22 protein-coding genes, 1 tRNA gene and 1 pseudogene are annotated in these 26,573 nt (G+C 47.8%); 12 read left to right on the top strand and 12 right to left on the bottom strand.

What is annotated here, in order from left to right; translation table 11 throughout:
* Positions 1–11: 11 nt before the first annotated feature.
* Complete coding sequence (yqeC, locus tag P6M73_RS09935) at positions 12–740, bottom strand: selenium cofactor biosynthesis protein YqeC (RefSeq protein WP_277852902.1); 729 nt, start codon at positions 738–740, stop codon at positions 12–14.
* Positions 741–952: 212 nt separating this feature from the next.
* Here yqeC and P6M73_RS09930 point away from each other — a divergent pair, with 212 nt between their 5' ends.
* On the top strand, positions 953–1,198 hold the full coding sequence (locus P6M73_RS09930; protein WP_277852901.1) for a hypothetical protein: 246 nt from the start codon (positions 953–955) through the stop codon (positions 1,196–1,198).
* Positions 1,199–1,391: 193 nt separating this feature from the next.
* Here the strand turns inward: P6M73_RS09930 and P6M73_RS09925 are convergent.
* A tRNA-Trp gene (locus P6M73_RS09925) sits at positions 1,392–1,465 on the bottom strand.
* A gap of 243 nt (positions 1,466–1,708) precedes the next feature.
* On the opposite strand from P6M73_RS09925, the gene P6M73_RS09920 reads away from it, so the two are divergent.
* Positions 1,709–2,191 (top strand): MarR family winged helix-turn-helix transcriptional regulator, encoded by a 483-nt coding sequence (locus P6M73_RS09920; RefSeq protein ID WP_277852900.1) that lies wholly within the window; start codon positions 1,709–1,711, stop codon positions 2,189–2,191.
* Between the two features lie 26 nt (positions 2,192–2,217).
* Here P6M73_RS09920 and P6M73_RS09915 read toward each other — a convergent pair whose 3' ends face one another.
* On the bottom strand, positions 2,218–3,651 hold the full coding sequence (locus P6M73_RS09915; RefSeq protein WP_277852899.1) for a sensor histidine kinase: 1,434 nt from the start codon (positions 3,649–3,651) through the stop codon (positions 2,218–2,220).
* On the bottom strand, positions 3,652–4,341 hold the full coding sequence (locus tag P6M73_RS09910) for a response regulator transcription factor (protein ID WP_277852898.1): 690 nt from the start codon (positions 4,339–4,341) through the stop codon (positions 3,652–3,654).
* A 223-nt stretch (positions 4,342–4,564) separates the two neighbouring features.
* Between P6M73_RS09910 and P6M73_RS16835 the strand changes: the two are divergent.
* Positions 4,565–4,633: pseudogene (locus P6M73_RS16835) on the top strand (heavy-metal-associated domain-containing protein); the annotation flags it as partial.
* Positions 4,634–4,972: 339 nt separating this feature from the next.
* The gene (locus tag P6M73_RS09905; RefSeq protein WP_347276333.1) at positions 4,973–6,778 is read left to right on the top strand and encodes a heavy metal translocating P-type ATPase; all 1,806 of its coding nucleotides are present in this window, start codon (positions 4,973–4,975) and stop codon (positions 6,776–6,778) included.
* Between the two features lie 443 nt (positions 6,779–7,221).
* Here the strand turns inward: P6M73_RS09905 and P6M73_RS09900 are convergent, their stop codons facing one another.
* The 3 genes from P6M73_RS09900 to P6M73_RS09890 all read right to left on the bottom strand — a co-directional run bounded on the left by P6M73_RS09900 (position 7,222) and on the right by P6M73_RS09890 (position 11,025).
* Positions 7,222–8,625 (bottom strand): alanine/glycine:cation symporter family protein, encoded by a 1,404-nt coding sequence (locus P6M73_RS09900; RefSeq protein ID WP_489666502.1) that lies wholly within the window; start codon positions 8,623–8,625, stop codon positions 7,222–7,224.
* A gap of 298 nt (positions 8,626–8,923) precedes the next feature.
* On the bottom strand, positions 8,924–9,829 hold the full coding sequence (locus tag P6M73_RS09895) for a hypothetical protein (protein WP_277852895.1): 906 nt from the start codon (positions 9,827–9,829) through the stop codon (positions 8,924–8,926).
* Positions 9,830–10,032: 203 nt separating this feature from the next.
* The gene (locus P6M73_RS09890) at positions 10,033–11,025 is read right to left on the bottom strand and encodes an IS5 family transposase (protein WP_277852894.1); all 993 of its coding nucleotides are present in this window, start codon (positions 11,023–11,025) and stop codon (positions 10,033–10,035) included.
* Between the two features lie 217 nt (positions 11,026–11,242).
* Here P6M73_RS09890 and P6M73_RS09885 point away from each other — a divergent pair, with 217 nt between their 5' ends.
* Complete coding sequence (locus P6M73_RS09885) at positions 11,243–12,403, top strand: YcjF family protein (RefSeq protein ID WP_277852893.1); 1,161 nt, start codon at positions 11,243–11,245, stop codon at positions 12,401–12,403.
* Positions 12,404–12,501: 98 nt separating this feature from the next.
* On the opposite strand, the gene asnA is transcribed toward P6M73_RS09885, so the two are convergent.
* On the bottom strand, positions 12,502–13,497 hold the full coding sequence (asnA, locus tag P6M73_RS09880; protein WP_489666443.1) for an aspartate--ammonia ligase: 996 nt from the start codon (positions 13,495–13,497) through the stop codon (positions 12,502–12,504).
* A gap of 409 nt (positions 13,498–13,906) precedes the next feature.
* A complete protein-coding gene (locus P6M73_RS09875) occupies positions 13,907–14,404 on the bottom strand; it encodes a deoxycytidylate deaminase (protein ID WP_277852892.1) in 498 nt (165 codons plus the stop codon).
* A 208-nt stretch (positions 14,405–14,612) separates the two neighbouring features.
* On the opposite strand from P6M73_RS09875, the gene P6M73_RS09870 reads away from it, so the two are divergent.
* On the top strand, positions 14,613–16,382 hold the full coding sequence (locus P6M73_RS09870) for a phosphate--AMP phosphotransferase (RefSeq protein ID WP_277852891.1): 1,770 nt from the start codon (positions 14,613–14,615) through the stop codon (positions 16,380–16,382).
* A 35-nt stretch (positions 16,383–16,417) separates the two neighbouring features.
* On the opposite strand, the gene P6M73_RS09865 is transcribed toward P6M73_RS09870, so the two are convergent.
* Positions 16,418–17,947 (bottom strand): Ppx/GppA family phosphatase, encoded by a 1,530-nt coding sequence (locus P6M73_RS09865; protein WP_277852890.1) that lies wholly within the window; start codon positions 17,945–17,947, stop codon positions 16,418–16,420.
* A 458-nt stretch (positions 17,948–18,405) separates the two neighbouring features.
* On the opposite strand from P6M73_RS09865, the gene P6M73_RS09860 reads away from it, so the two are divergent.
* Together P6M73_RS09860 and P6M73_RS09855 are read left to right on the top strand one after the other, a co-directional pair.
* Positions 18,406–20,511, top strand: coding sequence for an RNA degradosome polyphosphate kinase (locus tag P6M73_RS09860; protein ID WP_277852889.1), 2,106 nt, complete (start codon positions 18,406–18,408; stop codon positions 20,509–20,511).
* Positions 20,492–21,193, top strand: a complete 702-nt coding sequence (locus tag P6M73_RS09855) for a DUF1450 domain-containing protein (RefSeq protein ID WP_277852888.1) — start codon at positions 20,492–20,494, stop codon at positions 21,191–21,193. Before P6M73_RS09860 ends, P6M73_RS09855 begins: the two co-directional genes overlap by 20 nt.
* A gap of 342 nt (positions 21,194–21,535) precedes the next feature.
* Here the strand turns inward: P6M73_RS09855 and P6M73_RS09850 are convergent, their stop codons facing one another.
* Positions 21,536–21,778, bottom strand: a complete 243-nt coding sequence (locus P6M73_RS09850) for a hypothetical protein (protein WP_277852887.1) — start codon at positions 21,776–21,778, stop codon at positions 21,536–21,538.
* A 177-nt stretch (positions 21,779–21,955) separates the two neighbouring features.
* Here P6M73_RS09850 and P6M73_RS09845 point away from each other — a divergent pair, with 177 nt between their 5' ends.
* The 4 genes from P6M73_RS09845 to rpsA all read left to right on the top strand — a co-directional run bounded on the left by P6M73_RS09845 (position 21,956) and on the right by rpsA (position 26,056).
* Entirely contained in the window at positions 21,956–22,624 is a 669-nt protein-coding gene (locus P6M73_RS09845) for a hypothetical protein (protein ID WP_277852886.1), read from the top strand.
* Between the two features lie 440 nt (positions 22,625–23,064).
* On the top strand, positions 23,065–23,985 hold the full coding sequence (locus tag P6M73_RS09840) for a 3'-5' exonuclease (protein WP_277852885.1): 921 nt from the start codon (positions 23,065–23,067) through the stop codon (positions 23,983–23,985).
* Positions 23,986–24,056: 71 nt separating this feature from the next.
* Positions 24,057–24,494: a CBS domain-containing protein gene (locus P6M73_RS09835; RefSeq protein WP_277852884.1), complete on the top strand. Its 438-nt coding sequence runs from the start codon at positions 24,057–24,059 to the stop codon at positions 24,492–24,494.
* A gap of 101 nt (positions 24,495–24,595) precedes the next feature.
* Complete coding sequence (gene rpsA / locus P6M73_RS09830; RefSeq protein ID WP_277852883.1) at positions 24,596–26,056, top strand: 30S ribosomal protein S1; 1,461 nt, start codon at positions 24,596–24,598, stop codon at positions 26,054–26,056.
* 25 nt (positions 26,057–26,081) lie between these two features.
* Here rpsA and P6M73_RS09825 read toward each other — a convergent pair whose 3' ends face one another.
* Positions 26,082–26,510 (bottom strand): hypothetical protein, encoded by a 429-nt coding sequence (locus P6M73_RS09825; RefSeq protein WP_277852882.1) that lies wholly within the window; start codon positions 26,508–26,510, stop codon positions 26,082–26,084.
* Positions 26,511–26,573 lie beyond the last annotated feature (63 nt).

Below are 26,573 nucleotides of genomic sequence, written 5' to 3'. Positions count from 1 at the left end.
GCAGGTACCTCCTAGATTAATTCGTAGGTTTCGTTTAATAACGAACCGATAATGATTCGGTCCGGTGAGGCGGGGGACTTTGCGATTTCACGTGCCAGGTCCCGGGCATATTCTTCGGTTATCGGATTCTCCACCTTGTTGATGAACAGAACCGTGGTACCTTTCGCATTGCGGAACATCATATCCGGATGCAGCACCAGTTTCTTAATATCTTCCCGAGTAATGATATCCCCAACCTTTTTGCCCGTTAAATCACAGAAGACATCGAGATTATGGACGGTTTCGACGGATATCTTGAGACCCAGACAACCGATATCCAATATTGCGATTGTGACATCCGTGGTCTTCGGAAGATCCGGTTCATTGGGGCGCCAGGCTTTGACGGGGCGCTGTCTGGATTCGTCACATTCAATCAGACACAAGTCAAAGCACTCCATCTGACGCTCGAGAACATCCAGGGGCAATCCCCGCATGGTGTTGTCCTGGTCCAGGTCATAAGCCAGAACGTAGACCCCCGGCTTGGGGTACTCGCATAAAGAATAATCCTGCCGGAATTCATAATCGACAAAGTCGATCTCTTTCTCTGGGATGCGCTCCATACTGATCGTATTGGAAACCAGTACGCGCCGTTGGGAGCGGTTTTCTCTGGCCAGAATCCGGATCAGCATGGTTTTCCCACCAGATCCGATCAGAGCTGCAGCGTGATGAGTTTGGTCTAGAATGAGCCTGGACAGGTTCATGGAACACCTCCGCATGATCGTTTGATAGCTTATTATAACAGTGTCATTATTAAAATTGGAGAAAAGAGTTGTTAATTTACAGTCATTTCCTTAGGGGCTCCTGTGGCAAGGGAGAAGATCTTTCGGCAGGCTCTCCCTGTGAAAAATCCAGTTCCAATAATCGAACGCATGTACTATAATAGTGGTATCAGATCAGTTGAAAGGAGAACGCCATGGAAGCAGGTCAGATCAATATGGAAGTCATTGCTGAATTTATCCAGGGAAGAATCATTCCTCGCAGAATCCGCTATTACGATCTTGCTTCGGCAGAATACCGGGAGCGGGATATCCGAAAAATTAGTTATGAGATGCGTAACCAGAAAGAAACACAATTCGGCATTGAATTTTCGGACACTGAATCCGCAATCCTGAACTACAGTCACCGGACGAATCAGTGGCGGATGGTGGAACACCTTTAGTCCGAGAAATTTCTTTCTGTTTTTGAGCATGGGCCGATGTTCCGCCCTCGGAAAAATACCATACACCAGATCAGCAGGTCAAAACAATTATGAGAGAAGAAAAACAACAGGGCAAGGCTATGGTTGACATGCAACAGAGCCGCCGTGAGGTTAAGCAGATAAAAAGAACCGAAGCGTTTGCTTCGGTTCTTTCTGGCAGGGGTAGCAGGGCTCGAACCCACATTAACGGTTTTGGAGACCGTTGCTCTACCATTGAACTATACCCCTTTGCTCTTGAAAACTACTTTATTATTATAAGCAATTTATTAACTCCTTGTCAACGAAATTTGTGATATTTTGTGAGCTCAGGCTGATTTGGAGAAACACTCCAAGGTGGCGGTGGGCGGGAACTTATAATTAAGCAAATATTTACCGTCATTTCACAACGTAGTTATTAATTTGACAATATTTGAATAAAGTGTAAAATAATAGCAGGACGAAATCAATCCAAAAGCAGGGGGAACAAGTTCGATGAATGAGTCATTAAAACTCGAAAACCAACTTTGCTTTGCGGTTTACGCCCTGTCCAGGGAAATCACGAAAATTTACCGTCCGTTTTTGCACCATCTAGGCTTGACCTATACCCAGTATCTGGTGATGATCGTACTTTGGGAAAAAGACGGCATCGCATTAAAAGATCTGGGCAAAAGCTTGAATCTGGATTCCGGCACACTCACTCCCTTGCTGAAAAAGCTGGAAGTTGAAGGGCTGATTGACCGGAAGCGTGACTTCAAAGACGAACGAAATTTGTTGATTTACCTGACAGAAAGTGGCCAGGAGCTGTTGAAAAAGGCAGAAGCAGTCCCTCAGAAGGTCCGTTGCCGGATTCCTTTGGAAGATAAGGAGATCAGCCACGTACGATCGAAGCTTCAGGAAATGCTCAACGCCATGATGAGCCTGCCTGAGGTCGAAGAGGATTATGTCAGCCAGGTAATGTCAGAAGAGAAAAAGTAAAGCGAATGAAAAGGTTCGGACAGCCATCAAGATGGCTGTCCATTTGTTTTTCTATTGGCCTCCTCTGATATTGGGGGAGGAGCATTCCTGAATTTCAAGGTAAAGGTTGTTCCCTTGCCAACCTTGGAAGTGACATGGATCATCGCCTTGTGATTGTCCATGATCCGCTTGACAATGGTAAGACCGATGCCTGATCCCTCGACTTCTTCCCGGGAGCGGTCAACCCGGTAAAATCGTTCGAAAATATAGGGGAGATCTTCGGATGGGATGCCAACGCCATTGTCCCGTATGTCCAGGTAGGTAAAGGTGGCGTCTTTTTTCAGGGTCAGAAAAATCCGTCCGTTTTCCGGAGTAAACTTCATGGCGTTGTGAAGCAGGTTGATGACTACCTGGTAGAGGGAATGGTAATCGCCAATGATGTAGTAGCGATCTCTGCGATAAAACTCGAAGGACAGGTGGATATTCTTTTCCTTGGCGACCCCCAGGAAATTATTGTAGATATCCTGGCACAGGGAGCGCAGGTTTACTTCCTTGTACTGGTGGGTATTGGATTCTGCTTCAAATTCCTTCAGGACATTCAAATTGCCCAGAAGTTTGCCAAAACGGATGACTTCATTGTTGAGGGAGGACAGACGATCCGGCGAAATTGGGACGACTCCGTCAATCATGGCTTCCAGATTCATTTGAAGAACATTCAGCGGATTTCGCAGTTCATGCGATATATCGGATATTAGTCGGCGGCGCAGGGTATCCTGCTGATCCATTTTTTCTCCCAAAACATTGATGCTCTGGCGCAGCTGTTCAATTTCCACAATATCGGTTTTCAGGTTTTCTCTGGTTTTAAAGTTACCCTGAGAGAGCATGAAGCTCGTCGACGCAATGGAAGAGATCGGCTCTGACAGCTGATTGGACAGGAAGAAAGAGAACAGGAAAATTAACAGGGAGCCAATGATAGCGCTGGCCAGTACGGACAGCGTCAGGCTGAACAGAAACTGTTCTTCATTCTTTGAGATTAACAAGGGTGTAAACTGTCCGATGGTGACGTATCCGACGGTGTCGCCGTCAACCAGAACCGGATGGCGGGTGAATTTAAACTGTTCCAGATTCAAAGGGGGCGATCCTTCCGGCTGACGTGTGGTCAGTTGAGCCAGGACCAGTTCCGGTTCCAACTGCCAGATTACTTTGCCCATCCGGTCTTCGAGCTTGACTGAAAAGCCGGAGATGGATGCTTCCCGAATGACGCTGGTACCGGAATCTACCGTCCAGCCGGTTTTTCCGTTTGATACATAGGCATCCCGGAATTCCCCGACGATTCGTTCATCTCTGGACTCCTGGTTGGCCCGTATATAGATGGAATACTGACGGTTGATGTTGAAGTTGATGATGATGTAAGTGAGGATCAATGCCAGAAGAGCGGATACCGTGATGGCTACCGCCAGTTTGTAACGGATGGTATTCAATTACAGATCACCGCCGAATTTATAACCCAGCTTAAAAACGGTGAGGATGTATTTCGGATTCTTGGTGTCCTCTTCAATTTTCTTTCGGATGTTCTTAATATGGACATCGATGGTTCGGTCCACACCATCAAAATCCACGCCCAGTACTTTTTCTATAAGCAGTTCCCGAGACATGACGACTCCCTGATTGGAAGCCAGGATTTCCAAAATATCAAACTCAATGGGGGTCAGGGCCACGTTTTCACCGCGAAGCCGGATTTCGCGCCGCTCCTTGTCGATGATGAGTTCCCCGTTGTTGTAAGAAAAAGTATTTGGATTGACCACCGGTTCATTCAAGCGGCGGAACAGGGCATTGATGCGGGCTGTCAGCTCCCGGGGAGAGAATGGCTTGACCAGGTATTCATCTGCGCCCATCTCCAACCCCTGGATGCGGTCTTCCAGTGCTGATTTCGCAGTGAGCATGAAGACATAGGTGGAACTTTTTTTGCGGATTTTGCGGCAAATTTCTTCACCGGACAGGTCGGGCAGCATCAGATCTAAAATGACGAGATCAAAGGATTCCTGTTCAAACAGCTCAAGACCGCGATAGCCGCGGGTGGCAGTTTTCACTTCATACCCCTCTTTTTTCAAATAGGCTTCAATGGCTTCCAAAACGGAAACTTCATCTTCGATGACTAGTATTTTACTCATATCGCTCTCCTTTGGACCATATGCTCCTATTATATCACGCCAGGATGCAAGGCAAAGGCCGCCCATTCCGGCATCTGTGCGAATTAGTCGCAAATGACAGGGGAATGACTAACTGAGAGGATTTCAGGATATAATTAAATCAGAGTAAGACTGTATGAATTAGGAGGACACCATGAATACAATCAACATTAGACTTTACGGCATGACGTGAGCATCCTGTGCCGCTAAGATTGAACGGGAAATTCAGGAAATTCCAGGGGTGGAATCCGCTTCCATCAGCCTGCCGAATGAATCCCTTCGAATTCTGGCGCCACAAGGTATCGGGGATGCCGTAATCCAACAAGCTGAAAAAATAGTCGCACACCATGAACCGCAAGTGCGGTTTCGTCCGGTGAGAAGTCCGGAATCCGGGATCAAGCCGGGCAGATCACACCCTGGTGAGGGGGAGCCCCACGATCATGAGGCCCATGAAGATGGCCACAGTCATGGGCACAGTCATGACCATGGGGACGATGCGGACAAAACCGGACCATTTGGAATCCCGCTGCTTCATTGGAATCTGCTTCGAATTGTTGTATCACTTGGATTATTCCTTGGCTCATTTCTCGCCCCCAGACCCTGGTCTGACTTCATGCTCTTTGTGGCATACGGGTTGGCAGGATATGAGATCGTTCTGGCTGCGCTGCGCAACCTGACCAGAGGACTGGTTTTTGACGAGAATTTCCTGATGACCCTGGCTACCGTCGGAGCCTTTGCCATAGGCGAATATCAGGAAGCGGTCGGTGTCATGCTGTTTTACATGATCGGTGAATATTTTCAGGATCTGGCCGTGCATCGTTCCAGAAAAAGCATCAAGGATCTCCTGGATATCCGTCCTGATTATGCCATGGTTCTGGTAGACGGAGAATTGATTCGGCGCAACCCCCTGGAAGTTGCAGTAGAGGATCTGATTGTAGTGCGCCCAGGGGAAAGAGTACCCTTGGATGGAATGGTAACCGAGGGGTATTCGCAGCTGGACACAAAAGCCCTCACCGGCGAGTCCATCCCCAGGGAAATTCAGACGGGTGACGAAATTCTCTCTGGATCCGTCAACATTACCTCGGCCCTGACCATCCGCGTGACCAGGCCATACGGAGAGTCCACTGTTTCGCGCATCATGGATCTGGTGGAGAATTCAGCTCATCAGAAAGGCAAGACCGAGAAGTTCATCACGAAGTTCGCCCGGGTCTATACACCGGCAGTCGTTCTCCTGGCCTCAGTGGTCGCTTTCCTGGTGCCGCTGATTTTATCTGAACCATTTAGCCCATGGATTCGCAAAGGTCTGATCTTCCTGGTTGTCAGCTGTCCCTGCGCGTTGGTTATCTCCATTCCTCTTGGCTTTTTCGGAGGACTGGGGCTGGCATCCCGCCATGGCATCCTGATAAAAGGATCCAACTTTCTGGAAGAACTGAAAAACCTGGATACCATCGTTCTGGACAAGACCGGAACCGTAACCAAAGGAACGTTCGAAGTAACACAGATTGAGCCGGCAGAAGGCGTCGAAGTGGATGAAGTTCTGAAACTGGCCGCCCTGGCGGAATTGGACTCACCGCATCCCATTGCTAAGTCCATTCTGGATCAGTTGGATGAAGCGCCGCAACGTTCGAGTCTGATTTCTGCCGAAGAAATCAGAGGGAAGGGACGAAAGGCCACCCTGCCGGACGGCACCATTATATGGGCCGGCAACCAGAAGTTAATGCAAGATCTGGGCATTTCCCTTGAGCCACCGGAAGGAACCATCGTCTATGTCGCACGTCAATCTGCGGGGGAGACGCAATACCTGGGATCTCTTCAGATCGAAGACGAACTGAAGCCGGATTCGAAGCAGGCGATTGCTGATCTTAAATCCATGGGTGTCAGTCACCTGGTGATGTTGTCAGGTGATAACCGGACTATCGTGAAAAAAGTAGCAGCTCAGAGCGGAATCGATGATTATCGTGCGGAACTCCTGCCGCAGGATAAGGTGACCGCTGTGGAGGAAATCACCCAGAAGCAGGGACAGGGGAAGTTTACCGCCTTTGCCGGCGATGGTCTGAATGATACGCCTGTGCTTAAAATGGCAGACATCGGAATCTCCATGGGATCCATCGGATCCAGTGCTGCCATCGAAGCCTCTGATGTCGTACTGATGGATGACTCGCTGCTGAAAATACCACTGGCCATTAACATCTCCCGACTGACTAACCGGATTGTCCTTCAGAATGTCATCCTGGCTCTCGGCATTAAACTGGCGGTAATGATTCACTCCGTCTTCTTTAATGAAAACATCTGGCTGGCCATCTTTGCCGATGTAGGCGTTGCACTCCTGGCAGTGCTTAATGCCTCCCGACTGTCCCGCATGGACCCCGCATACACCCCAACTCAGGGTACACAGATGCTGAAATCGAAGGCAGCGTGATACGAACAAAATAGATAGAACAGGATCCCGGTGTTTCCAAGCCGGGATCCTGTTTTATAGGGGGAGGAGCATACCCAGTCAGTTCAGATATCCAGTCAGTTCAGATATCCAGTCATTATAGAAATCTCGGTACTTCAGATGATCAATCAATATCGCTTCACATATGTTTTACTTGGTGGCAACTCGATCTATCCTGATCTGATTAAGCCCCGAATAATGAATCAACACCATAACGAAACAGGATCTCTTCCCCTGATTTTGATCGGATCAGTCGGCGGTCATGAAATCAGTCAATATTAATCCCTAATTTCAGGTAACATTGGTTTCTGGACAATGGGGTTTGCTTCCTAGTAGATAGATCAGATCAGAGTATACAATTGATTTGGATCGGATTCAAAGCATAAAAAGAAACCGGCCATTGGCCGGTTTCCGAAGAGTATGCGTTATTTTTTCGGGCGTTTCAGCGCGCTTTCATATTCAGCGGGTGAAGTGCGGATGCGGTTGGGATCCCTGAAGAAATCCTTAACCAGTTTAGCAACGACACCAGACAGAGCAATCAGGGCGATGAGGTTCGGGATGGCCATTAGACCATTGAGGGTATCGGAAATATCCCAGACGATTGTCAGGGCGCCGATGGCTCCTACGATGGTGCTGAGAACGAAGACGATGCGGTAGGGGATAATAGCCTTGGAGCCTACCAGATATTCCATACACTTTTCACCATAGTAGCACCAGCCAACGATGGTGGTGAAGGCGAACAGGAGGATTCCGAAGGTAACGATGAGGCCGCCGCCAGTAAAGCCGCTGTTGAAGGCCTGGGTGGTCAGAGCGGCGCCGGTGAAGGCTTTGCCGGTGTTGGGGTCAATTTTGTCTGCCATGCCGGAGGTCAGAATAACCAGAGCGGTCATGGAGCAGATCATGATGGTGTCAACGAAAACTTCGAATGCGCCCCAGAGGCCCTGGCGAACCGGGTGGTCCGTGGTGGCAGCGGCGTGGGCGATTGGAGCGGAGCCAAGACCGGCTTCATTGGTGAATACACCGCGGGCAACACCAAATCTCATGGCCTGCATCACTGTGTATCCAAGGATTCCGCCGCCGGCAGCTTCAAGACTGAAAGCTCTTCCGAAAATCAGGCCAAATGCTGCGGGGATCTGCTTTGCTTCGATGACGAGGATGACAAGAGCGCCGAGGATATAGGCAGCTGCCATGAAAGGAACGATCTTTTCAGCAAACTGACCGATTCGCTTGATTCCACCGATCAGAATAACGCCCGCAGCAACTGCGATGATGATACCCATTGCCAGCTTGGGAATTCCGAAGGAGCTTTCCATCGCGGCTGCGATGGAGTTTGCCTGCGTCATGGATCCGATACCGAAAGCAGCCAAGGCTCCGAAAATGGCGAAAATGGTTGCGAGCCACTTCATGCCGAGACCGTTGGTGATGTAGTACATCGGTCCACCGGAATATTCGCCTGCTTCGTTTCTTTCACGATAGGCAATCGAGAGGGTTACTTCAGCAAATTTTGTGGTCATACCGATGATGGCGGCAAACCACATCCAGAAGACTGCTCCGGGTCCGCCGGAAGCAATGGCAGTTGCGACACCGGCGATGTTTCCGGTTCCAACAGTAGCGGCCAGAGCGGTTGAGACGGCCTGGAAGGGGGTGATTCCGCCTTCAGCAGCTGCGGTTTTGTCGAACATCTTGCCAAAGGTGTTCTTCATGACAAAGCCGAATCTGCGGTAGACGACCAGTCCAGTAACGAATACGAGAATAAGTCCTGCTCCAATCAGTAAGATCAGCATGGGGGGTCCCCAGACTATACCGTTGACCTCGCTGTTCAGTTTCATGAATGCGTCCAAACTAATTACCTCCTATTAAATAAAATGTTTACAATTAAATTATAATCAAAAATTACCCTTGATAACGCTTGATATTAACGCATTGTAAAAGTTTACCAATCTAACAGAATGGAGGGCGGCTAAAAGATGCAAAAGAGTGGTTTCGTAATAAAAACCACTCTCCGATGGAAATTTAATTATGAACAGGAATTAAATTGACAAAAATAAAACAAAAACCAGTAAAAACTGATGATTAATATTTTATCAATCTGAGAAATAGAAGGTTTGTCAATAGGTTGTATCAAATTTATTTTTTGAAATTCTGAAGATAGATCATGTTTTCCAGAATCAGCGAACCTCTCCAGTCTCTCAGGGAATCCGGGTGAACGGGTTCTTCCCCCCAGGTCCAGCTGATATTCCAGTAACCTTCCTCGGTTACGTTGTTTTCCAGGTGTGTGGTGAAGAAGTCTGCCGTTGATTGAATCGAGGGATAGTAGAGACTCCTGGGTGAATTCAGAAAGAAGGTGGGGGTAGTGATGTATTCATCTGACAGATACATGGCCTGATCCGAGGTTACTGTGCTCTGGATCAGCTGTTGCAGTCGTTGCACTACTTCCGCGGACAGAAGGTCGCCTCGAGTATCGTAAAGCATTTCGGTTGCTTTGGCAAAGTTGGCAAGCTCATGGGGGGAGGGCACAAAGTCCGCTTCCATCAGCTGTTTCAGGGCAACCCTGACAATAGTTTCAGCCTTTTCAGCTAAGCTGGTTCGATGCGATCCGGCCACCAGAATGAAAGCTGCCAGTTCGACGGTAGGATTCCAGCCCCAGAATTCGTTCTCCGGACTGTAGTGCCACCAGGGGGCGTGTGGGAAGTCATTCATTGCCGGCATCGTTGCGGCCCAGCGATCACCGGCCAGGGTAGATTCCAGATAATCCAGCAGATGTTCCACCATTTGTGCAGACATTTCGGGCAAGCCGATTTCCTGCAAAATCTGGGTTGCAGCCCAGGTTTGAATGGGGGATGAAGCGGAAGAACGAATATCAGGTTCCAGACCATGTCCAAATCCACCGTCTGGATTTTGGTAGGCCGCCAGAGCTTTCAGTACATCCTGAGCGGATCCGTCCTCAAAGTGGTAATACCAGCGAGCGACATCAAGGGCCCTTCCGTTTCGAATGAGCCAGGTTCGGATTGAGCGCAATTTAGATGATCCCATGGTTCTTTCCTCCTCCCTTTGCTGAGGCCTATGAGATCGTTGATCTCATAGGCATAGATGATCTACGGAAACACTGATTATTTGAGGTTAACGTTTCCCAGTTCGGTCATTATGTTGTTTTTTTACTCATGGGGGCACAAAAATGCTGGATTTTAGTGCGATTTGAGCCCATTTTGTGGGCTAACCCCTAATTTTGGGCGCACTTATCCCATGCAGAATTCTTTCGTTCGTTTTGCACGAATACAATTCAACAAATTGGCGCTGGCAAACAAGATGTTGAATCTATTCAAATTTTTGCTGATCCCCCGATAGACTACTTTGGCATAACCAAAGAACCGTTTGACGATCAAAAATGGGTGCTCCACTTTGCTTCGAACGGATGATTTGCGTTGTTCAATTGCCCGGTCCCACTGGATCCCGGGATAGTTCTTATTGGTCTTGATCTTGGAAGGGCGAACATTGCTGCGAAATTCAATAGTAGATAAGTGCGGATCCTCGGTGAATTCTTTTCTTGACTCGACTCCATTATAGCCGGAATCTCCGTAAGCTACTTCATCATCGGGACGAATCAGTTTGTGTGTCTCGTTTATGTCATGGACATTGGCCGCAGTCCCTGTGACTGTATGGACATACCCACTGCCGGCGCAAACTCCGGTATGAACCTTCATCCCAAAGTACCACTGATTGCCTTTCTTTGTCTGGTGCATCTCAGGGTCTCGTTCTCCCGTCTGGTTCTTGGTAGAACTGGGGGCTGCAATAATGGTGGCATCCACGATGGTGCCGCCATGCATCATTAGTCCGGCAGATTCCAAGCGTCTGGTGACATCATGAAAGATCTTCTCCCCCAAGAGATGGCTTTCCATTAAATGGCGAAAGTGAAGAAGCGTGGTTGCGTCAGGCACTTGCTGCGAGATGAAGTCCAGCCGCATGAATTTGCGCATGGCATAACTGTCATAGATGGCGTCTTCCATTGCAACATCGGAGAGGTTAAACCAATTTTGCATCAGGTACATCCGAAGCATTGTTTCAATTTCGATGGGCTTTCTGCCGCGTTTTCCCTGAGGATAGTAGGGGCGAATCATCTCGATCCAATCTTTCCAGGGAATGATAGTTTCCATAGAATCAAGAAACTCTTCTCTCTTTGTAGTCTTGCGGCGATGTGCGTATTCAAAATCACTGAGAGTCTGCTGCTTCATAAGAAAAACCTCGCTGGTAACGTAATACTTAAATTATATCGTGAGAGCGTTCCTCAGAGTTACAGAAAACAGAATTAATCAGCGTTTCCCTAAGTTTCATCGGTGATTCCATTATACGCCCATTCCGAGAGGATGGGTCCAGACGATTTCGTGGGAGACCTGCTATACTGTTAGTAAACAAGTACCACAGCAAGACGGACACGTGAGGTGAGTGCATATGGCGATATTCAGCCGCAGCAAAAGAAAATCTCCGGTAAGGGATCTTACCATGGGAGTGGATTTGATAGGAGAAATTCTTAACCGGACCGATCAGGAAATGGCAGATATGCCGCCGGTCAATATCATGCTCATTGGCAAAACCGGTGTCGGGAAATCTACTCTGATCAACGAGATTTTTCGTGAGAATCTGGCGGATACCGGGATCGGAGCTCCGGTGACGCCGCATCTATTAAAAATAACAAAAACCGGCGTACCATTGACGCTGTACGATACCAAAGGTCTGGAACTGTCTGAGGAAGCGCAGCGCATGGTTCAGCATGAAGTGGTCGGTCTGCTGAAAGAAAAAGATTTGGCAGCGGATCCAAAGGAAAAGATTCACTGCGTCTGGTTTTGCATCAGCAGCCTGTCGCGCCGGCTGGAAAAAACCGAAAGAATCTGGATCAACGCGCTGGCGTTGCAGCTGCCGGTCATCGTGGTTCTGACTCAGGCGCTGGAGGAATCCGGAACCAGGGAACTGAAGGAATACATTGAACAGGAATGCCCGCAGATACGAGCCTGTATTCCGGTCATTGCCAGAGACTATTCCATCGGACCGCATACTCTTCCGAGCTTTGGTCTGAAAGAGTTGATGCTGACCACCTTTCGAAATATTCCGGATGAATCCCAGCGGGCTTTTATCAACGCCCAGCGCGTGGACATCGATAAGAAGGCCGAACTGGCCTCGCGCTGGGCGAGACGCTTTGTCTATGAGACCTTTGCCGTTGGATTTATTCCGATTCCTTTTGCCGATGCGCCGATTATCGCCACCTCGCAGGTGACCATGATCGCCAAAATCACGGCTATATTTGGAATCTCCTACGACCGGGCTATGCTCACCTCACTGGTGGGTGCCATGGCCGGGATCGGGGGAGCAGTGGTGACCGGCAGGACTTTGACCACCAACATCCTGAAGCTGGTACCGGGGGCCGGAACGCTGGTTACCGGAGTGATTTCAGGATCTACCGCTGCAGCCATTACGCTGACGATGTCCAAGGTCTACATCAGTGCGCTGCGCGAGGTCAGTCTGAGAGAGTACGCCGGTGAGAGGGTCCTGCCGGAAGAAATTCGCTATCTGGTGGAGACAGAGATGAGAAAGTACATGGAACGAACAAGGAAATGATTGACTGGTTCATTCGATAAAACTTAAAGGGAGCCATTCTGCCCAGGCAGGTGGCTCCCTTTGAGATAAAAAGGCCGATTTCAGCGATCGAGTGAACGCTAGAGCAAATCGATGCCCTTTTGGGCCAGTTCATCGATCATGGCCTGGGGCCAGATGCTGCACTGGACTTCTCCGATATGATACTTGTGGAGCAGGAACTGACAGATCCTGGACTGGCCAATGCCGCCGCCGTAGGTCAAGGGAAGTTCTCCGGCCAGAAGCGCCTGATGGAAGGGCAGGTGGGACCGATCTTCCATTCCGCGGGCAATCAGCTGATGCGACAAAGTGTCCGGATCTACCCGGATTCCCATGGAGGACAACTCCAGAGCATCATCCAGGATACTGTTGTAGAAAATCAGATCGCCGTTCAGGCTCCAGTCATCATAATCCGGCGCGCGGCCGTCGTGGGGCAGACCATTGGACAAAGGTGCCCCGATGCCGATAATGAAGATCGCCTTATTCTCCCGAACGAAGGCTCTTTCCCGTTCTTTGGTCGTCAGCCCGGGATAAAGATCCAGCAGTTCCTGACTGGTGATATAGGTAATTTCAGGCGGGAGCTGAGGAATCAGATGGGGATAATCGGCATGAAGCTTCTTTTCCAGATCCAGGAAGATGGAGTAAATAATATCTACCTGATGCTTGAGGTAGTCCACGGAGCGCTCATAGGGAGAGATGATTTTTTCGAAATCCCACTGGTCGACATAGATTGAATGGATTTCATCCAGCACTTCATCCCGGCGAATGGCGTTCATGTTAGTATAAAGACCTTCTCCAAAGGAAAAATCATACTTTTTGAGAGCCATGCGTTTCCACTTGGCCAGGGAATGGACGATTTCAATCTTGCCGGCCTCTTCCATGTGGCGGGCTGAAAATGCGACCGGACGCTCCACTCCGTTCAGATTGTCATTGAGCCCGGTCTGCTCCATGACAAACATGGGAGCGGATACCCGAGTCAGGTTCATGCGGGCGGCCAGTTCGTGCTCGAAATACACTTTGATTTTTTTGATGGCTTGCTGTGTCTCTTTGACGGTCATCTTTGGTTCATAACGTTCCATGGTTGATTCCTCCATTTTTTTCGTCTGGTGAGGTCGGTTCATTCTAACTCCAGAGACAATCAAAACAGCCTTTCGTCTCTGCTCATGCATCATGAACAGGGACGAAAGGCTGCTTCCGCGGTACCACCCTGATTAGTCAAATTGACTCTCTTGTCGGATACTGACATATCCTGATCTTTGATAACGGTGATCCATCCGTCAGGGGTTACTGAGTTCACCCTTGAAGCTCCGGGCTGTTACAACTTTCCGGTATCCTGGTCGCCGGACTTTCACCATCACCGGCTCGCTTTCGACTCATACCTTATGGAAAGAAGCTTCCCTTCTTTGCTGTTGGTTGAATTATAGAAAAGTTGAATATATATGTCAAGATCATGTATATGTATACATCAAAAAAATGCGAATTTAATATTTATTCAGATTCCAGACCTTCCTCTCCGGCCAGGACCTGTTCATAAAGAATGCCGTTGATGTCAAGAAGGTGCAAGGCAAAATCATCCATGCGGTAACCTACTTTATAATAGATTTTTGTAATGCCAGACTGGATAATGGCTTTGGTACAGTTCAGACAGGGGAAGTGGGTGACATAGATGGTGCAGTCTCGAACCGGAATTCCTTCCTTGGCACAATAGGAAATGCAGTTTAGTTCCGCGTGCTGGGTTGCGATGCAGTGACCTTCCCGCATGGCGTGACCGACTTCCGAGCAGTGCGGCGTCTTACGGCCGACTGAACCATTGTAGCCTGTCGCGACGATGCGGTTTTCCTTATTCACGATGATTGCGCCCACATTTGCCCGATCGCAGGTAGAGCGTTCTGCCGCGAGACGGGCCAGATTCATGAAATAATGAGGCCAGTCCTGGCGTTCCTTCAGTTCTTTGGTGCTTTTCACATATTCATAACTCGGTTGCATGGAATCACATCCTCTGATATTTTTCTCATTATATCATGAAGACAAGGGACTTCAGCCAGCCGGAAGTTGTAACCAGACTTTAAAAATAACGAAAAATGACCGTATGTTCTTCCGCTTTTTGCTAGAATGTAGCTAATAAAGGGCTGTCTCAAAATAATTCGGGTGAGAATCTCTTGTCAAACCAATGAAATATCAGGAAGGTGAAACCATGGGAAAAAAAGAATCCGAGGACAAGAAGAAGAAGAATAAGAATAAGCTAAAGAGCGATGAAAATAGAAAAGAAACCAGGAAAATGATCAGCCAGACTGTTCCCCAGGCCATTGATCCCAATGAACTCAATGGGGATGAACTGAACACCGATGATCGATTCCAAACCGAACTGGCCCTGGACCGTCCAACGGGCAAGGAAACGGAATCAGCCCGGGAAGTGAAATCCGATATGTTTATCATATCGCCCGAGGAAAAAATCGAATCTGAATTTCCTGCGGAAATCCATGAAATTCTTGAAGTCAATGATGAGGATACCCTGGCCGAACATCTGGCTTATTTGCAGCGCCGGCTGATGGAATTGAAGGTACCGGTCATGATCATCCTGGAGGGGGCCTATGCCTCGGGCAAGGGGCGGATTACGAACGAGCTTCTCTTGGGGCTGGATGCCCGGCACACGCATTTTATTGAAACCAGACCGCCCTCGGAGGAAGATCTGAAGAAACCATTCCTGACCCGGTATCTTGAAACGCTTCCCGATTATCAGACGTTTAACATCTACTACCGGAGCTGGTACTCCATGTACAATTACTATAAAAATCGCTTGGGGGATTCATCTCATTATAAAAATCCGGAAATCCTGATCAATGAAATCAAAGCGTTCGAAAAAGGACTGGCAGACGATGGATACGTCATTATCAAGTTCAAGATTAAAATAGATCCGGAAAAGCAGAAAGACAACATTCGAAAAATGATGGAGTCGCCCCTGACCACGTGGAAGGCGCAGGAGTTTGACAAAGATAATAACGAAGTCTATGTGCGTGAAATGGAAAAAATCATGAAACTCACGGATGAACCTTACGCGCCGTGGTATATAGTCGAATACACCAAAAAGTCAGAAAGTACGATAATCGTCATGAAAAAGGTGATAGAACTGCTGGATAAACGGTTGAAGGAAGTAGAAGCCAGGCAGCCGGTTCAGCCCATGGATCGCGACGGGGATTTCACCGGTCAGACCGAAGGTCCGCTCCAGCAAGTGGATCTGTCCCTGGATTTGACGGCAACGGAATATTCTGACCAGCTGAAGGTGCTGCAGAAACAGATGCGGGAGGTTCAGCATGCCCTGTATCTGAAACGAATTCCGCTGGTGCTGGTCTTTGAAGGCTGGGATGCAGCAGGCAAGGGTGGGGCGATTCACCGGATTCTCGCCGAGCTGGATCCAACCAACTATACGGTTCATACTACAGCAGCCCCCAATGATCTGGAGAAGAACCATCATTACCTCTGGCGCTTCGCGGCGAAATTCCCCCGGGCCGGTCATATCTGGATCTGGGACAGAAGCTGGTATGGGCGAGTTATGGTGGAACGGATCGAAGGGTATGCCACTGACTTGGAATGGTCCAGGGCTTACAACGAAATCAATCATTTTGAAAAAATCCTGACCAACTATGGTGCCATCGTACTCAAATTCTTCCTTCACATTGATAAGAATACCCAGCTGGCCCGCTTTGAAGCAAGGCAGAATAATCCGGCAAAGTCCTGGAAGATTACCGATGAAGACTGGCGTAATCGGGATAAATGGGACAAATATACCGAAGCGGTCAATGACCTGATCGAAAAAACCAGTCAGCCGGAAGCCCCCTGGTATATTGTCGAAGCGAACTCCAAGAAATATGCCAGAATCAAAATCCTGAAGGAAATCATTAAGGCCTGTGATCAGCGGCTGGATAACATTGACATGAAAGATTCCATCGGACGGAAAAAGAAATAGACTCGAATCGACATGAAATCAAAAACGCAGGCCGTTCAATGGCCTGCGTTTTTTGGCAGTGGATTCTTTTTCTGGAAGAAATCCAGGGCGACGCCGAAAGAACTTCGGAATTCATGGCTGTGAAAGGAAAAATCTTCTCTGGCAAACTGGATGGTAATCTGATCGGGGAGATAAATCTCCAGCTTCGACTTGGTCAGATTCATCTCCAGTGGGGCCGGGTTTGAGGCCGAGGCGTATGAAATGGCCTTCGCCAGCTTCAGGATCAAGCCCAGTTTGCGGATCACCCGAATATCTCGCTGGGTCAGCAATCTTTTTCCCAGGTATTCCTTCAGGATGTCATCCGAGGAACCGGAAGTGGCGCTGCAGGCCGCTAACAGGATCTGTTTTTGGGACAGACCGTGTATCGGCGCATTCAGGATGCTGTAGAACGTGTTGCGGTCTCGCTGGAAAAAATTGATGTTCTTCCCGATATCATGCAGGAACGTCGTGGTCTTCATGACTTTCTTCATGTGGCGAATCTCCGGCTCAAGGGAAGACAGTTGATCGAAGAGCGGCTCTGTGATCTGCCAGAGGTCTTCACCATCATAATCCTCAGACATATGATTCTGAATGAAATTGCGCAGGGAGAACTCCAAAACATCAGGGACAAACTTTCGGTTGCCCAGAAGGTATTCAAACAGGATTCCATCCCGGACACCGGCTCCGGAAACAAACAGTTTTTCGCTTCCCAGATAATCGGCCAGAGTTTCGATCAGGATCAGCGATCCGGTATAAATGTCATCACGGTCCCGGGGCAGGCCGCGAGGTCTTTGACCGGAGTGATTCTTCCAGTTGACGACCAGGCTTGCAATCTCATGCAGATCATTGCGATCCAGGGAGTAATTATGAGCGATGAACTCACCCTGACTCTTGCGCAGCCGATCTATTTTTCCGGTAGTTCGTACGGAGCCGCCGATGCCGATCAGAGGCAGGCCTTTTGCCTGAGACAGCCAGGGCAGCATCTTGAACTGATCAATCAAAAAGACTTTCAACCGTTCGATCTGCTGATCAGTAGCCTTGGCGGACAGATCGAACATCTCCATCAGGGGGATGGACCCCAGCCGAAGGCTGACTGACTCGACCAGCAGCCGATTCCTGATCAGGATCAGCTCGGTTGAGGAACCTCCGATATCGAAAGCCAGAGCGTGCTTAATATCAAGTGTGTTGACACAGCCAAGGTAATCATAATACGCCTCCTCCAGACCTGACAGGATTCGGACTTCTGTACCCAGGGCTTTGCGAGCCCGGCTGAGGAACTGATTCTGATTCTTGGCACGCCGCACCGCTTCCGTTGCCACGCAAAGAACTTCCCGTACTCCCTTGGTATGCATCGTTATCGCAAAATGTGCCAACACCTGAATTGCATAATCCATTCGCTTCTGATCCAGGTAGCCATCTGCTGACATGTCCTGCCCCAGACGGGCAGAGTGCTTGATTTGATCCGTGATCCGATATGACGTCCCCTGAATATCCAGAATGACCAGTCGGATGGAGTTGGATCCAATATCGATGATCCCTAATTTCATGGTTCTCCACATCCTCTCTGATTACTATAGTACCATTTTACAGAAGGGATGGCATACGAGAAACGGGTAAAACATTGACTGGCAAATTGGCCTGGATGGATGGCGCAGAGGAAAAGCACCATCATGTTCAAATCAATCGGAAAGCCCCTCTGCGTCAGCGGTCAGATCCTGGGATAAATGAGCAGAGACAGAGACTGAGACTGAGACTGAGACTGAGACTGAGACCGAGACTGTAATTGAGATAGAGATAAAATTTGAAGACCGAGAAAAAACAGATTTGGAATGGATCCAAGTAACTTTCTCTTTGGAAATCCTGATGCTCACAGAAGTTTTGATAATATTCGTGAGATTCTGAGGTATTAACCCAAAATTAACAATCCATTCAAACCATAATGATAAAATGATACTAATGCAGGAGTCAGGATGGTTCCTGCTAACCAGCAAAGGAAGGGGAGCTAATGGAAGAAATTATTCTGACTCATGAAAACTACATCAACCGTGAACTTTCCTTTATGGAATTTAACCAGAGGGTTTTGGAAGAAGCGAGAGATCTGAGCAATCCGTTGTTTGAACGCTTGAAATTCGCGTCCATTGTCACTTCGAATCTGGAAGAATTCTATATGATTCGATATGGCTCTTTGTCGGATCAAATCGCCGCCGGACTGAAAAAAACGGATCCATCCGGTCTCACGCCGAAGGAACAGACCCGTGCCATCGATGACCGAACCCGAAAGCTGCTGGCCGATCTTTATAAGACATTCAATGAGGAGCTGATTCCAGCTGCCCGCAGCGTTCAGTTTCGGATTCTGCACCGTGAGGAACTCAAGCCGGAGCAACTCAGCTATTTGAACCAGCTTTATGAGGACAGCATTTTTCCAGTGTTGACTCCAATGGTCATTGATTCATCCCGGCCCTTCCCACTGATTATGAACAATACCCTCAATATCGCCTTGCATCTGCTGGATTCTGAGGGCCGCGCCTTTTTGGGAACGGTTCAGGTTCCATCGGTGCTTGACCGGTTCTATCGGATCCCCGGAGGCAAAGCCAGACAGTTCATATTACTGGAGGATATTATCAAGCTTCATTTGTCGAATCTTTTCGACGCATATCAGATTCAGGATCTTGTCTGCTACAAGGTCACAAGGAATGCGGATCTGGAATATGACGAAGATGATGCTCAGGATCTCTTGATGGTGATTAAGGAAACGTTAAAGCAAAGAAAATGGGGCAGGGTGCTGAAGCTTGAAGTGGAACACACGATTTCGGATGATCTGCTGAATATGCTGATTGACCGGTTTGAAATTGAGATGTCCAATGTCTTTCGGCTGGATGGCCCCCTGGATCTGACTTTTCTTTCAAAAATCGCGAATCTGCCAGGCCATGAGGGTTTGAAGTTTGAATCAATCCAGTCCATGCCAGTTCCTGAAATCACCTTGGCTCAGGATATCTTTAAAGCCATTGCCAAGCAGGATATTTTGATTCATCATCCCTATGAAAGCTTTGATTCAGTCATTCAGCTGGTTCGAACATCGGCAAAGGACCCGAATGTTCTGGCAATCAAGATGACGCTGTACCGGGTGTCAGGAAATTCTCCGATCGTAGAGGCCCTGGCTGAAGCTGCGGAGAACGGAAAACAGGTTACCGTACTGGTGGAATTGAAAGCGCGTTTTGATGAAGAAAACAATATCAACTGGGCACTGCGGCTGGAGAAAGCAGGCTGCCACGTGATCTACGGCATTGTTGGATTAAAGACTCACTGCAAGGCTCTTCTGATCATTCGGCGGGAGAACAACAAAATTCAGCGTTATGTCCATCTGGGAACGGGGAATTACAATGATGTGACAGCACGTCTGTACACCGACATTGGACTTCTGACGATTCGACAGGAACTCGGAGAGGATATCTCGAACATGTTCAATCGTCTGTCAGGGCAGACGCTGATAAAGACCTTGAATAAAGTGTCCATGGCTCCGGATTATATGAGAGAACGCTTTAGCGAGCTCATACGAAACGAAGCACGCCATGCCCGTCAGGGGAAAAAAGCTCGAATTATTGCCAAAATGAATTCTCTGGTGGACAAGGAGATTATCCAGGAGCTATACAAGGCATCACGAGATGGCGTAGAGATTGACCTCATTGTCCGTGGAATCTGCTGCCTTCGTCCCAATGTCAAGGGACTGTCTGAGAATATCAGAGTGAGGAGCCTCGTGGGTCGATTTCTTGAACACTCACGTATTTTCTATTTTTACGATAATGGAAAAGATAATTATTATATCTCCAGTGCTGACTGGATGGAGCGCAATCTCAACAAGCGAATTGAACTGCTCATCCCGGTAGAGGACAAAAAATGCAAGGAAAAGCTCAGGGAACTACTTTCCATAACCATGTCGGACACAGCCAAATCTAGAATCCTGTTATCAGACGGTACTTATCGCAGGGTCGAACCCAAAGGCCAACCATTCAACTCTCAGGAAGCATTTATTGAACTTTCGCGCAAGCGATTTGAAAAATTCAAAAAGAAATTAAATAAAGAAGGTGTTCAGGATGAAGATCAGTCTATGTAAACATACCAAGGATGTAGAAAAATCCGCCAAGTTTCTGGAGCGCAATCTACGTAATGTGAAAATAGAAATCAAGGGTTGCATCGGTCAATGCGATGATTGCGATAAAAAGCTGGTTGCGAAAATTGACGGCAAGGATGTTCAGGCAAAGGATGCCTATGGTTTGTTGAAAGAGATCAGAAAGTACCTGAAGAAAAAAGATAAACTGGAATTTCTGAATGAAGAAGCCATGAAGCAGACCAAGAAAGAAATGAAGGAAGCCAAAGAGGCCAAAGTGGCCAAAGACGCCAAAGAAGCCAAGGAAGATCGCAAGGCTGAAAAGGAAGAAAAGAAGAAGTCCGGCAAAGACTCGAAGGAACAACAGAACAAAGCGGATGGGGAAGAGCATGAGACTCAGACGACTGGACGTAATTCGAAACAATCGGATGAACCGGTTCAGGCGAAAATCGAAGGAAATGAGATTGTTCTGACAGTCCCGAACGAGACGTTTTCGATGGACCATATGAAGATTTCAGTTCATTTCGGCTCATTCGGTCAACAGTCTTCCACCTACGAGGTGGTTAAGACGAAAAAAACAGAGGAAGATAAATTAAATGAGAAAGAAGAAGCCAAAGTCCGGGAAAAGGCTTCGGTCATGACATTCAGTGTGCCCAATCTGCTTCCGTCGGAAGAAGAACCAGATTAGGATCGATCCGGGTGTAGGTCTCAACTTGAATAGGATTGCCTTTTGCATGGATTCAGATCCGGCTTAGTCAGGAACAGAGCTGTTTGGACTGACAGCCTGAACAATCGGAGTGTCCGAATCAATGAGCCGTACAGCTCTAAGCCGGATCATTTGTCGAGGATCCGATTCAGATCTGCCTGAAGAGATATGAACAGGAATGAATAGCCAACGTCTGATTTGGGAAAACAGACATTGGCTATTTTTGTTTGTGTTAACTTTCGGGGAGCAGTAGAAGTGGATGAGAAGGATCAGGATTTACATGCGCTAAGAAGCGGTGCAATCGACTGACTCAGGATTTACAAATCAGGGTGTTTCCGGTTCTTTTGTCAGGTCTTCAAAAATAGGTTCCAATCCGCAGGTCACTTGTTCTTTCGCCTCATCATTATGTTCCATTCTCTTGACCAGGACCCGGTACTTTTCATCATGGCCTTCACGGAACTTTTGGACTGATACCAGATTTTTGGTGTCCTGACAGTCAGCGGGAAGGTTACGGGCATGGCTGTTGGCTTCTTCGAGCGTGTCAAAAATCTTCTTGTAGATGATCATGAGGGACCCTCCTATTTGGATGGATTTGAATTGATAATCTTAGTGTAGTAGAAGGATGTGAAGAGGGTTTTAATAAATGTTGATATTTCTTTATTATTTTCCGATTGTCCTCTGGCGAATTTCGGATAACAGTTGTCCGGATAACCTGTTACGATGAAAAAAAGTGGAGATGAAAGAATGATTCGTTTTGTACAAAGCGGAAATTTGATGCCGGATGACCCGGGAACACTGAGTGTCAGTGAGGAAAACACGGTTTTAAGACTGGAGTATGAGCTGGATTATTTAATTCAGCTTGTGAAAGAGTGGGATGCAGATCTGTTGTTTCTGGTTGCTGAAAAAATCGATCCGGATCAATTAACGGATCGGGTTAGAGCTTTGTTTCGGGATAAACTGGCACAAATACCACAAGTCCGGATTATTAGTCCGGTGGGATCGAAGGTTTCTGACGTGTTAGCAAAAAATAAAGAACAAATCCCGGAAAACATATTTCTAATGACTGAATTTGAAAGTCTGTATCTGGATGAACTCGGCCTTGCTTTGCATGGTGGATTTGTGAGGCGGGAAGGGAATTCCGATCGATTTCTTCCCAATCTGAAGCATATCCACCCACAGTGGCCTAATTTTCTGCTGCTTCCGTTGAGTGCTTCCAGTGAGTTGAATTCGGAGAATGAGAAAGAACTCAGGCGGTTTGACTATTGCACGCTCAGACCTTGGATCAATCTGGTTTCGGAGCAGGTTTCCCATACCGACGATGATGCTGACCTGGCTGCACATTGCATTTTGGGCTCTCTGATGAATGGTCAGATTCAGCTGAAAAAGGTTAAAATACCGGATTACCATTCCTGAGACCTTTCAAACAAGGCGATGGGTAATCAGTCTGATATATCGCACAGAACATTCAGTCCGTCCCAGTCGGTGACGGACCTTTTTAATGTCAAGTTGCTCTGGATCGTAAAAAATGAATGAATCATGAAACAGTACAGGAATAACTGCGCCATCCCCAGGATGTTGCCGAAACTTCGTTCTCTTATGATATAATTGATTCCGGTGACTTTAGGGATTGTGGTTATCGTTTTGGAATTTCAAGTTTTTTTACAGCCGGGTTTCAGACCGGAGGGGCAGCCCTCCGAACAGATGATCTTTCATACTTTCTTATGAACGGATTTACACGGAACATTGTTTCCTTATGTCATTGGCTGCCTGAATCAAGGACTCAGATGAGGCACCAGCTGCATCAGCCGGAATAACCGGCCTATACCAACGAAGGATGGTTTGCGAAGATCGTTATGGATTATGTCGTCATCGACCTGGAATTTAATAATATGCAGGGTGTTTACCAGAACATGAAGCAGTACCTGAATCGGGAAGATACCGGAAAACGAAGGCTTTATCCCAATGAGATCATTCAGATCGGGGCAGTCCGGCTGAAGGAAAACCTGACGGAAGGGGAAGGTCTCAATCTGGTTATAAAAAACACATTTTATAAGAACTTGAACCCGCTGATCAGCCAAATGACTGGAGTTACTCAGGCCATGATGGATGAAGGTATCCGATATCCTGAGGCGATCAGCAAATTGGATCGATTCTGCAAAAATACTGTGATTGTAACCTGGGGTGTTTCGGACATATACGAAATTATTCGAAACTGCCATATGCACCAGACTCCGATCACTGTGCTTGGCCAGCGCTATCTGGATTTGCAGGCCTGGATCGGACAGAAATTGGGAGGGAATCCAACCCCCAGTCTGAAAAGCGTTATGGAAGAATTTTCAATTGAAGTCGATGATACCAGACTTCACGACGGTTATTATGATGCCCTGTCCACTGCCCGGGTTCTCCGAGCGGTTCTTGAGCGTTATGGCAGGCTGGATGGCCTGAAGAACACCCGGGTATTGTTTACCTCTGATTCGATCTACATTACGGATATTCAGGTAAGAGATGTTCCGGATGAGGAAATCACTACAATCTGCCCCTTATGCGAAGGTCATATTGTGTATGATATTTCAATGGCTAATGAACATGGCCGAATTCGTTCGATGTATCATTGTGAGGCATGCATGAGTTCCTTCATTGAAGATATATCGGTTAAGGAAAACATGCTGGGCTATCGGAAGTTTTTCAAAAAAATTAAAAAGGTTCCACAGGATTTCTTCCGTGCCATTATTGGTCAGCGACAGGCGAACCGCAATCGAAATTACAGGCAATAAAAAAATAAAAAAAATTCCTACTCCACCCGATTTCGTGATACACTATTACTACCAATGTACAGGAGATGTAAATGAACATCATGTTTTTTCTCACGCCGAAGCGTGAGACAGTCTTTGAATCGATGGACGCTACACTGCAGCAGGTACTGGAGCGCATGGACCATCACAGGCTGACCGCAATTCCGGTCATTGATGATCAGGGAAAGTATATCGGTACGATGACGGAAGGGGATATTCTTCGAGTCATAAAGTCTCGCCCCGACCACTCATTCAATACGGTTGCCCGCTATTCTGTCGAACAGATCCCCCGTCGAACGGTTCATAAAAGCGTGAAAGTGGATGAGACGATTGAAGACATTGTCAACCTTGCCATGACGCAGAATTTTGTGCCGGTGGTTGATGATGAAGGGATATATATTGGCATCGTTAAGCGAGCAGATATTATTGAGTACTGTTACAAGTCCATGATTGACAAGTCCAAGATTAATAAGTCCGTAAGGGCTCTTTAATAAAAATGCTGAGGAATCTCTTCAGCATTATTTATCGAAAGATAAATAACAAGATTTTCGGCTACCCGTAAAGTGCGGATGGCCCAGGAGGGAATAGTAGAATGGAAAACGAAAACAAGAACACTCAGGAAGAGATTTTGACTTCCCAGAGTCCGGTGGAAGAAACCGTCGCTGCTGAAACCGCAGTAGAAGAAACCACCAACGAAGTGCAGGAAGAGGTTGCAGCAGAAGTTGCCGCTGAGCCTGTCGAAGAAGCTGAGGAAGCTGAAATGTCAATGGAACAGGGTATGGCCGAGATGTCAACAATGAGCATCAAGCCCGGTCAGGTTCTGAACGGAAAGGTCATCAAAGTTACCCCTGACAATGTGTTCGTCAACATAAATTACATGTCCGACGGCATTGTTCCTAAGAATGAATTCATCAACAATCCGGATGCAGATCTTACCGAGCTCATCAAGGAAGGCGATGAAATCAAGGTTTCCGTCATGAAAGTCAATGACGGAGAAGGCAATGTCCTTTTGTCCAAGAGAAGAGCTGAAGCTGATGCGTCTGTTCAGAATATTGAACGCGCAATGGCCGAAGGAACTTCTGTTATGGCGAAAGTCAAAGAAGCCGTTAAGGGTGGACTTCGTGTTGAAGTAATGGGACTTCAGGGATTCATGCCCGCGTCCTTAGCTTCTGATTCCTACATTCCTGACCTCTCCGTACTGGCAGGCAAGGAAATGGAAGTCAAAGTCATCGAGTTCGATCGCGCCAAGAAGAGAGCCGTCGTATCCAGAAAAGAACTGGATCGTGCTGAAAAAGCTGTTAAGCGTGAAGAAACGCTGAAGACTCTTGAAAAAGGAGCAATGGTTGACGGTACTGTCACCAAGCTCATGAACTACGGTGCATTCATCGATATCGGCGGCATCGAAGGCCTCGCTCATATCTCTGACCTGTCATGGGGACGGATCAAGCATCCTTCGGACATTGTCAACGAAGGCGATCAGGTCAAAGTAATCGTTCGTGAAATCAATCCGACCACTGGAAAGATCAGCCTGTCCATGAAGACTTCCGAGTCCGATCCATGGAACAACATTGAAAAGTACCAGGTCGGCGAATCCTACCCTGGAAAAGTTATGAACATCATCAAATCCGGAGCGTTCGTTGAACTGGAACCCGGACTGGAAGGATATCTGCACATCTCCGAGCTGGCTGAAGGCCAGGTAGAGAAGGTTGAAGATGTCGTCCAGAAGGGACAGGAAATCTCCGTACGGGTGAAGGATTTCAATACTTCAACCAAGAAGATGTCCCTGACGATGAGAGAAGGCAGCCTTGAAAGAGAATTCTCCAGAGGAGAGCGTCCTGCCCGCCGTGAACGTTTCGAAAACATGGGCGAGCGCAAAGAAAGAGAACCAAGACAGAGAAGAGAACGTCCGCAGAGATCCTCCTCCAACCGTGGCAGCTTTGCTGAAAAACGTCAGGTCGACAGAGGCTATCATGATTCCGCAGACAATCTGACACTGGGAGATCTGTTCGGCGATCTGAAAGAGAAGATGAACTTCGGAGACGACGAAAACTAAATTAAAATAATGAAGAAGCGGTGATTCACCGCTTCTTTTGCTGTTCATGGAACTGTGTCGGAGGGGAAGCCTCAGGAATGCGTTCAGGATCGTTTGAATCATCAGGCCCTGGCTGCGGGAGTTCAGCAGGGACAGTTATTGGATCATTGCTGGCCCACAGAAGCGGTACCGTGGATGCGGAGGGGATTCCTGCAGTCTTTGTTCGCGCAATCCAGTGGACCCCGACGGCCCATCCAACCAGGGAAACTCCTGCCAGTGTCGTCAGGAGATATCCAAACAGGTTCGGTCTGGTATCGATCAGGGCAAAACCCAGATGAAAGAACAGGGCGGACAGCGGCAGGATCAAAAGGGACAGCAACAGGACGCGAAGCCGTCTTGGTGCCTGCTTGCTCTTAATCGTTCCGAGAAACACTTCCAGCAAAATTCCCAGAATGATTTCGCCCAGAAGCTCCATTTGACACCTCCTGAAAATGGCATCGATGCCGTTCATTTTGGATCATTTTAGCAGTGCAAAATG

Source organism: Anaerococcoides asporogena (assembly GCF_029590275.1).
GTDB lineage: Bacteria > Bacillota > Clostridia > Clostridiales > Clostridiaceae > JG1575.
The sequence above is the reverse complement of the archived record's forward strand: the minus strand, read 5'-3'. Positions and strand labels throughout refer to the sequence as shown.

Coding starts and splice junctions, on each gene's coding strand:
- P6M73_RS09835 (WP_277852884.1), top strand. CDS start 24,057: ATGAACATCATGTTTTTTCTCACGCCGAAGCGTGAGACAGTCTTTGAA.
- rpsA (WP_277852883.1), top strand. CDS start 24,596: ATGGAAAACGAAAACAAGAACACTCAGGAAGAGATTTTGACTTCCCAG.
- P6M73_RS09845 (WP_277852886.1), top strand. CDS start 21,956: ATGATTCGTTTTGTACAAAGCGGAAATTTGATGCCGGATGACCCGGGA.
- P6M73_RS09860 (WP_277852889.1), top strand. CDS start 18,406: ATGGAAGAAATTATTCTGACTCATGAAAACTACATCAACCGTGAACTT.
- asnA (WP_489666443.1), bottom strand. CDS start 13,497: ATGGAACGTTATGAACCAAAGATGACCGTCAAAGAGACACAGCAAGCC.
- P6M73_RS09870 (WP_277852891.1), top strand. CDS start 14,613: ATGGGAAAAAAAGAATCCGAGGACAAGAAGAAGAAGAATAAGAATAAG.
- yqeC (WP_277852902.1), bottom strand. CDS start 740: ATGAACCTGTCCAGGCTCATTCTAGACCAAACTCATCACGCTGCAGCT.
- P6M73_RS09905 (WP_347276333.1), top strand. CDS start 4,973: ATGCTCTTTGTGGCATACGGGTTGGCAGGATATGAGATCGTTCTGGCT.
- P6M73_RS09855 (WP_277852888.1), top strand. CDS start 20,492: ATGAAGATCAGTCTATGTAAACATACCAAGGATGTAGAAAAATCCGCC.
- P6M73_RS09875 (WP_277852892.1), bottom strand. CDS start 14,404: ATGCAACCGAGTTATGAATATGTGAAAAGCACCAAAGAACTGAAGGAA.
- P6M73_RS09850 (WP_277852887.1), bottom strand. CDS start 21,778: ATGATCATCTACAAGAAGATTTTTGACACGCTCGAAGAAGCCAACAGC.
- P6M73_RS09900 (WP_489666502.1), bottom strand. CDS start 8,625: ATGAAACTGAACAGCGAGGTCAACGGTATAGTCTGGGGACCCCCCATG.
- P6M73_RS09885 (WP_277852893.1), top strand. CDS start 11,243: ATGGCGATATTCAGCCGCAGCAAAAGAAAATCTCCGGTAAGGGATCTT.
- P6M73_RS09890 (WP_277852894.1), bottom strand. CDS start 11,025: ATGAAGCAGCAGACTCTCAGTGATTTTGAATACGCACATCGCCGCAAG.
- P6M73_RS09895 (WP_277852895.1), bottom strand. CDS start 9,829: ATGGGATCATCTAAATTGCGCTCAATCCGAACCTGGCTCATTCGAAAC.
- P6M73_RS09825 (WP_277852882.1), bottom strand. CDS start 26,510: ATGGAGCTTCTGGGCGAAATCATTCTGGGAATTTTGCTGGAAGTGTTT.
- P6M73_RS09865 (WP_277852890.1), bottom strand. CDS start 17,947: ATGAAATTAGGGATCATCGATATTGGATCCAACTCCATCCGACTGGTC.
- P6M73_RS09920 (WP_277852900.1), top strand. CDS start 1,709: ATGAATGAGTCATTAAAACTCGAAAACCAACTTTGCTTTGCGGTTTAC.
- P6M73_RS09910 (WP_277852898.1), bottom strand. CDS start 4,341: ATGAGTAAAATACTAGTCATCGAAGATGAAGTTTCCGTTTTGGAAGCC.
- P6M73_RS09930 (WP_277852901.1), top strand. CDS start 953: ATGGAAGCAGGTCAGATCAATATGGAAGTCATTGCTGAATTTATCCAG.
- P6M73_RS09840 (WP_277852885.1), top strand. CDS start 23,065: ATGGATTATGTCGTCATCGACCTGGAATTTAATAATATGCAGGGTGTT.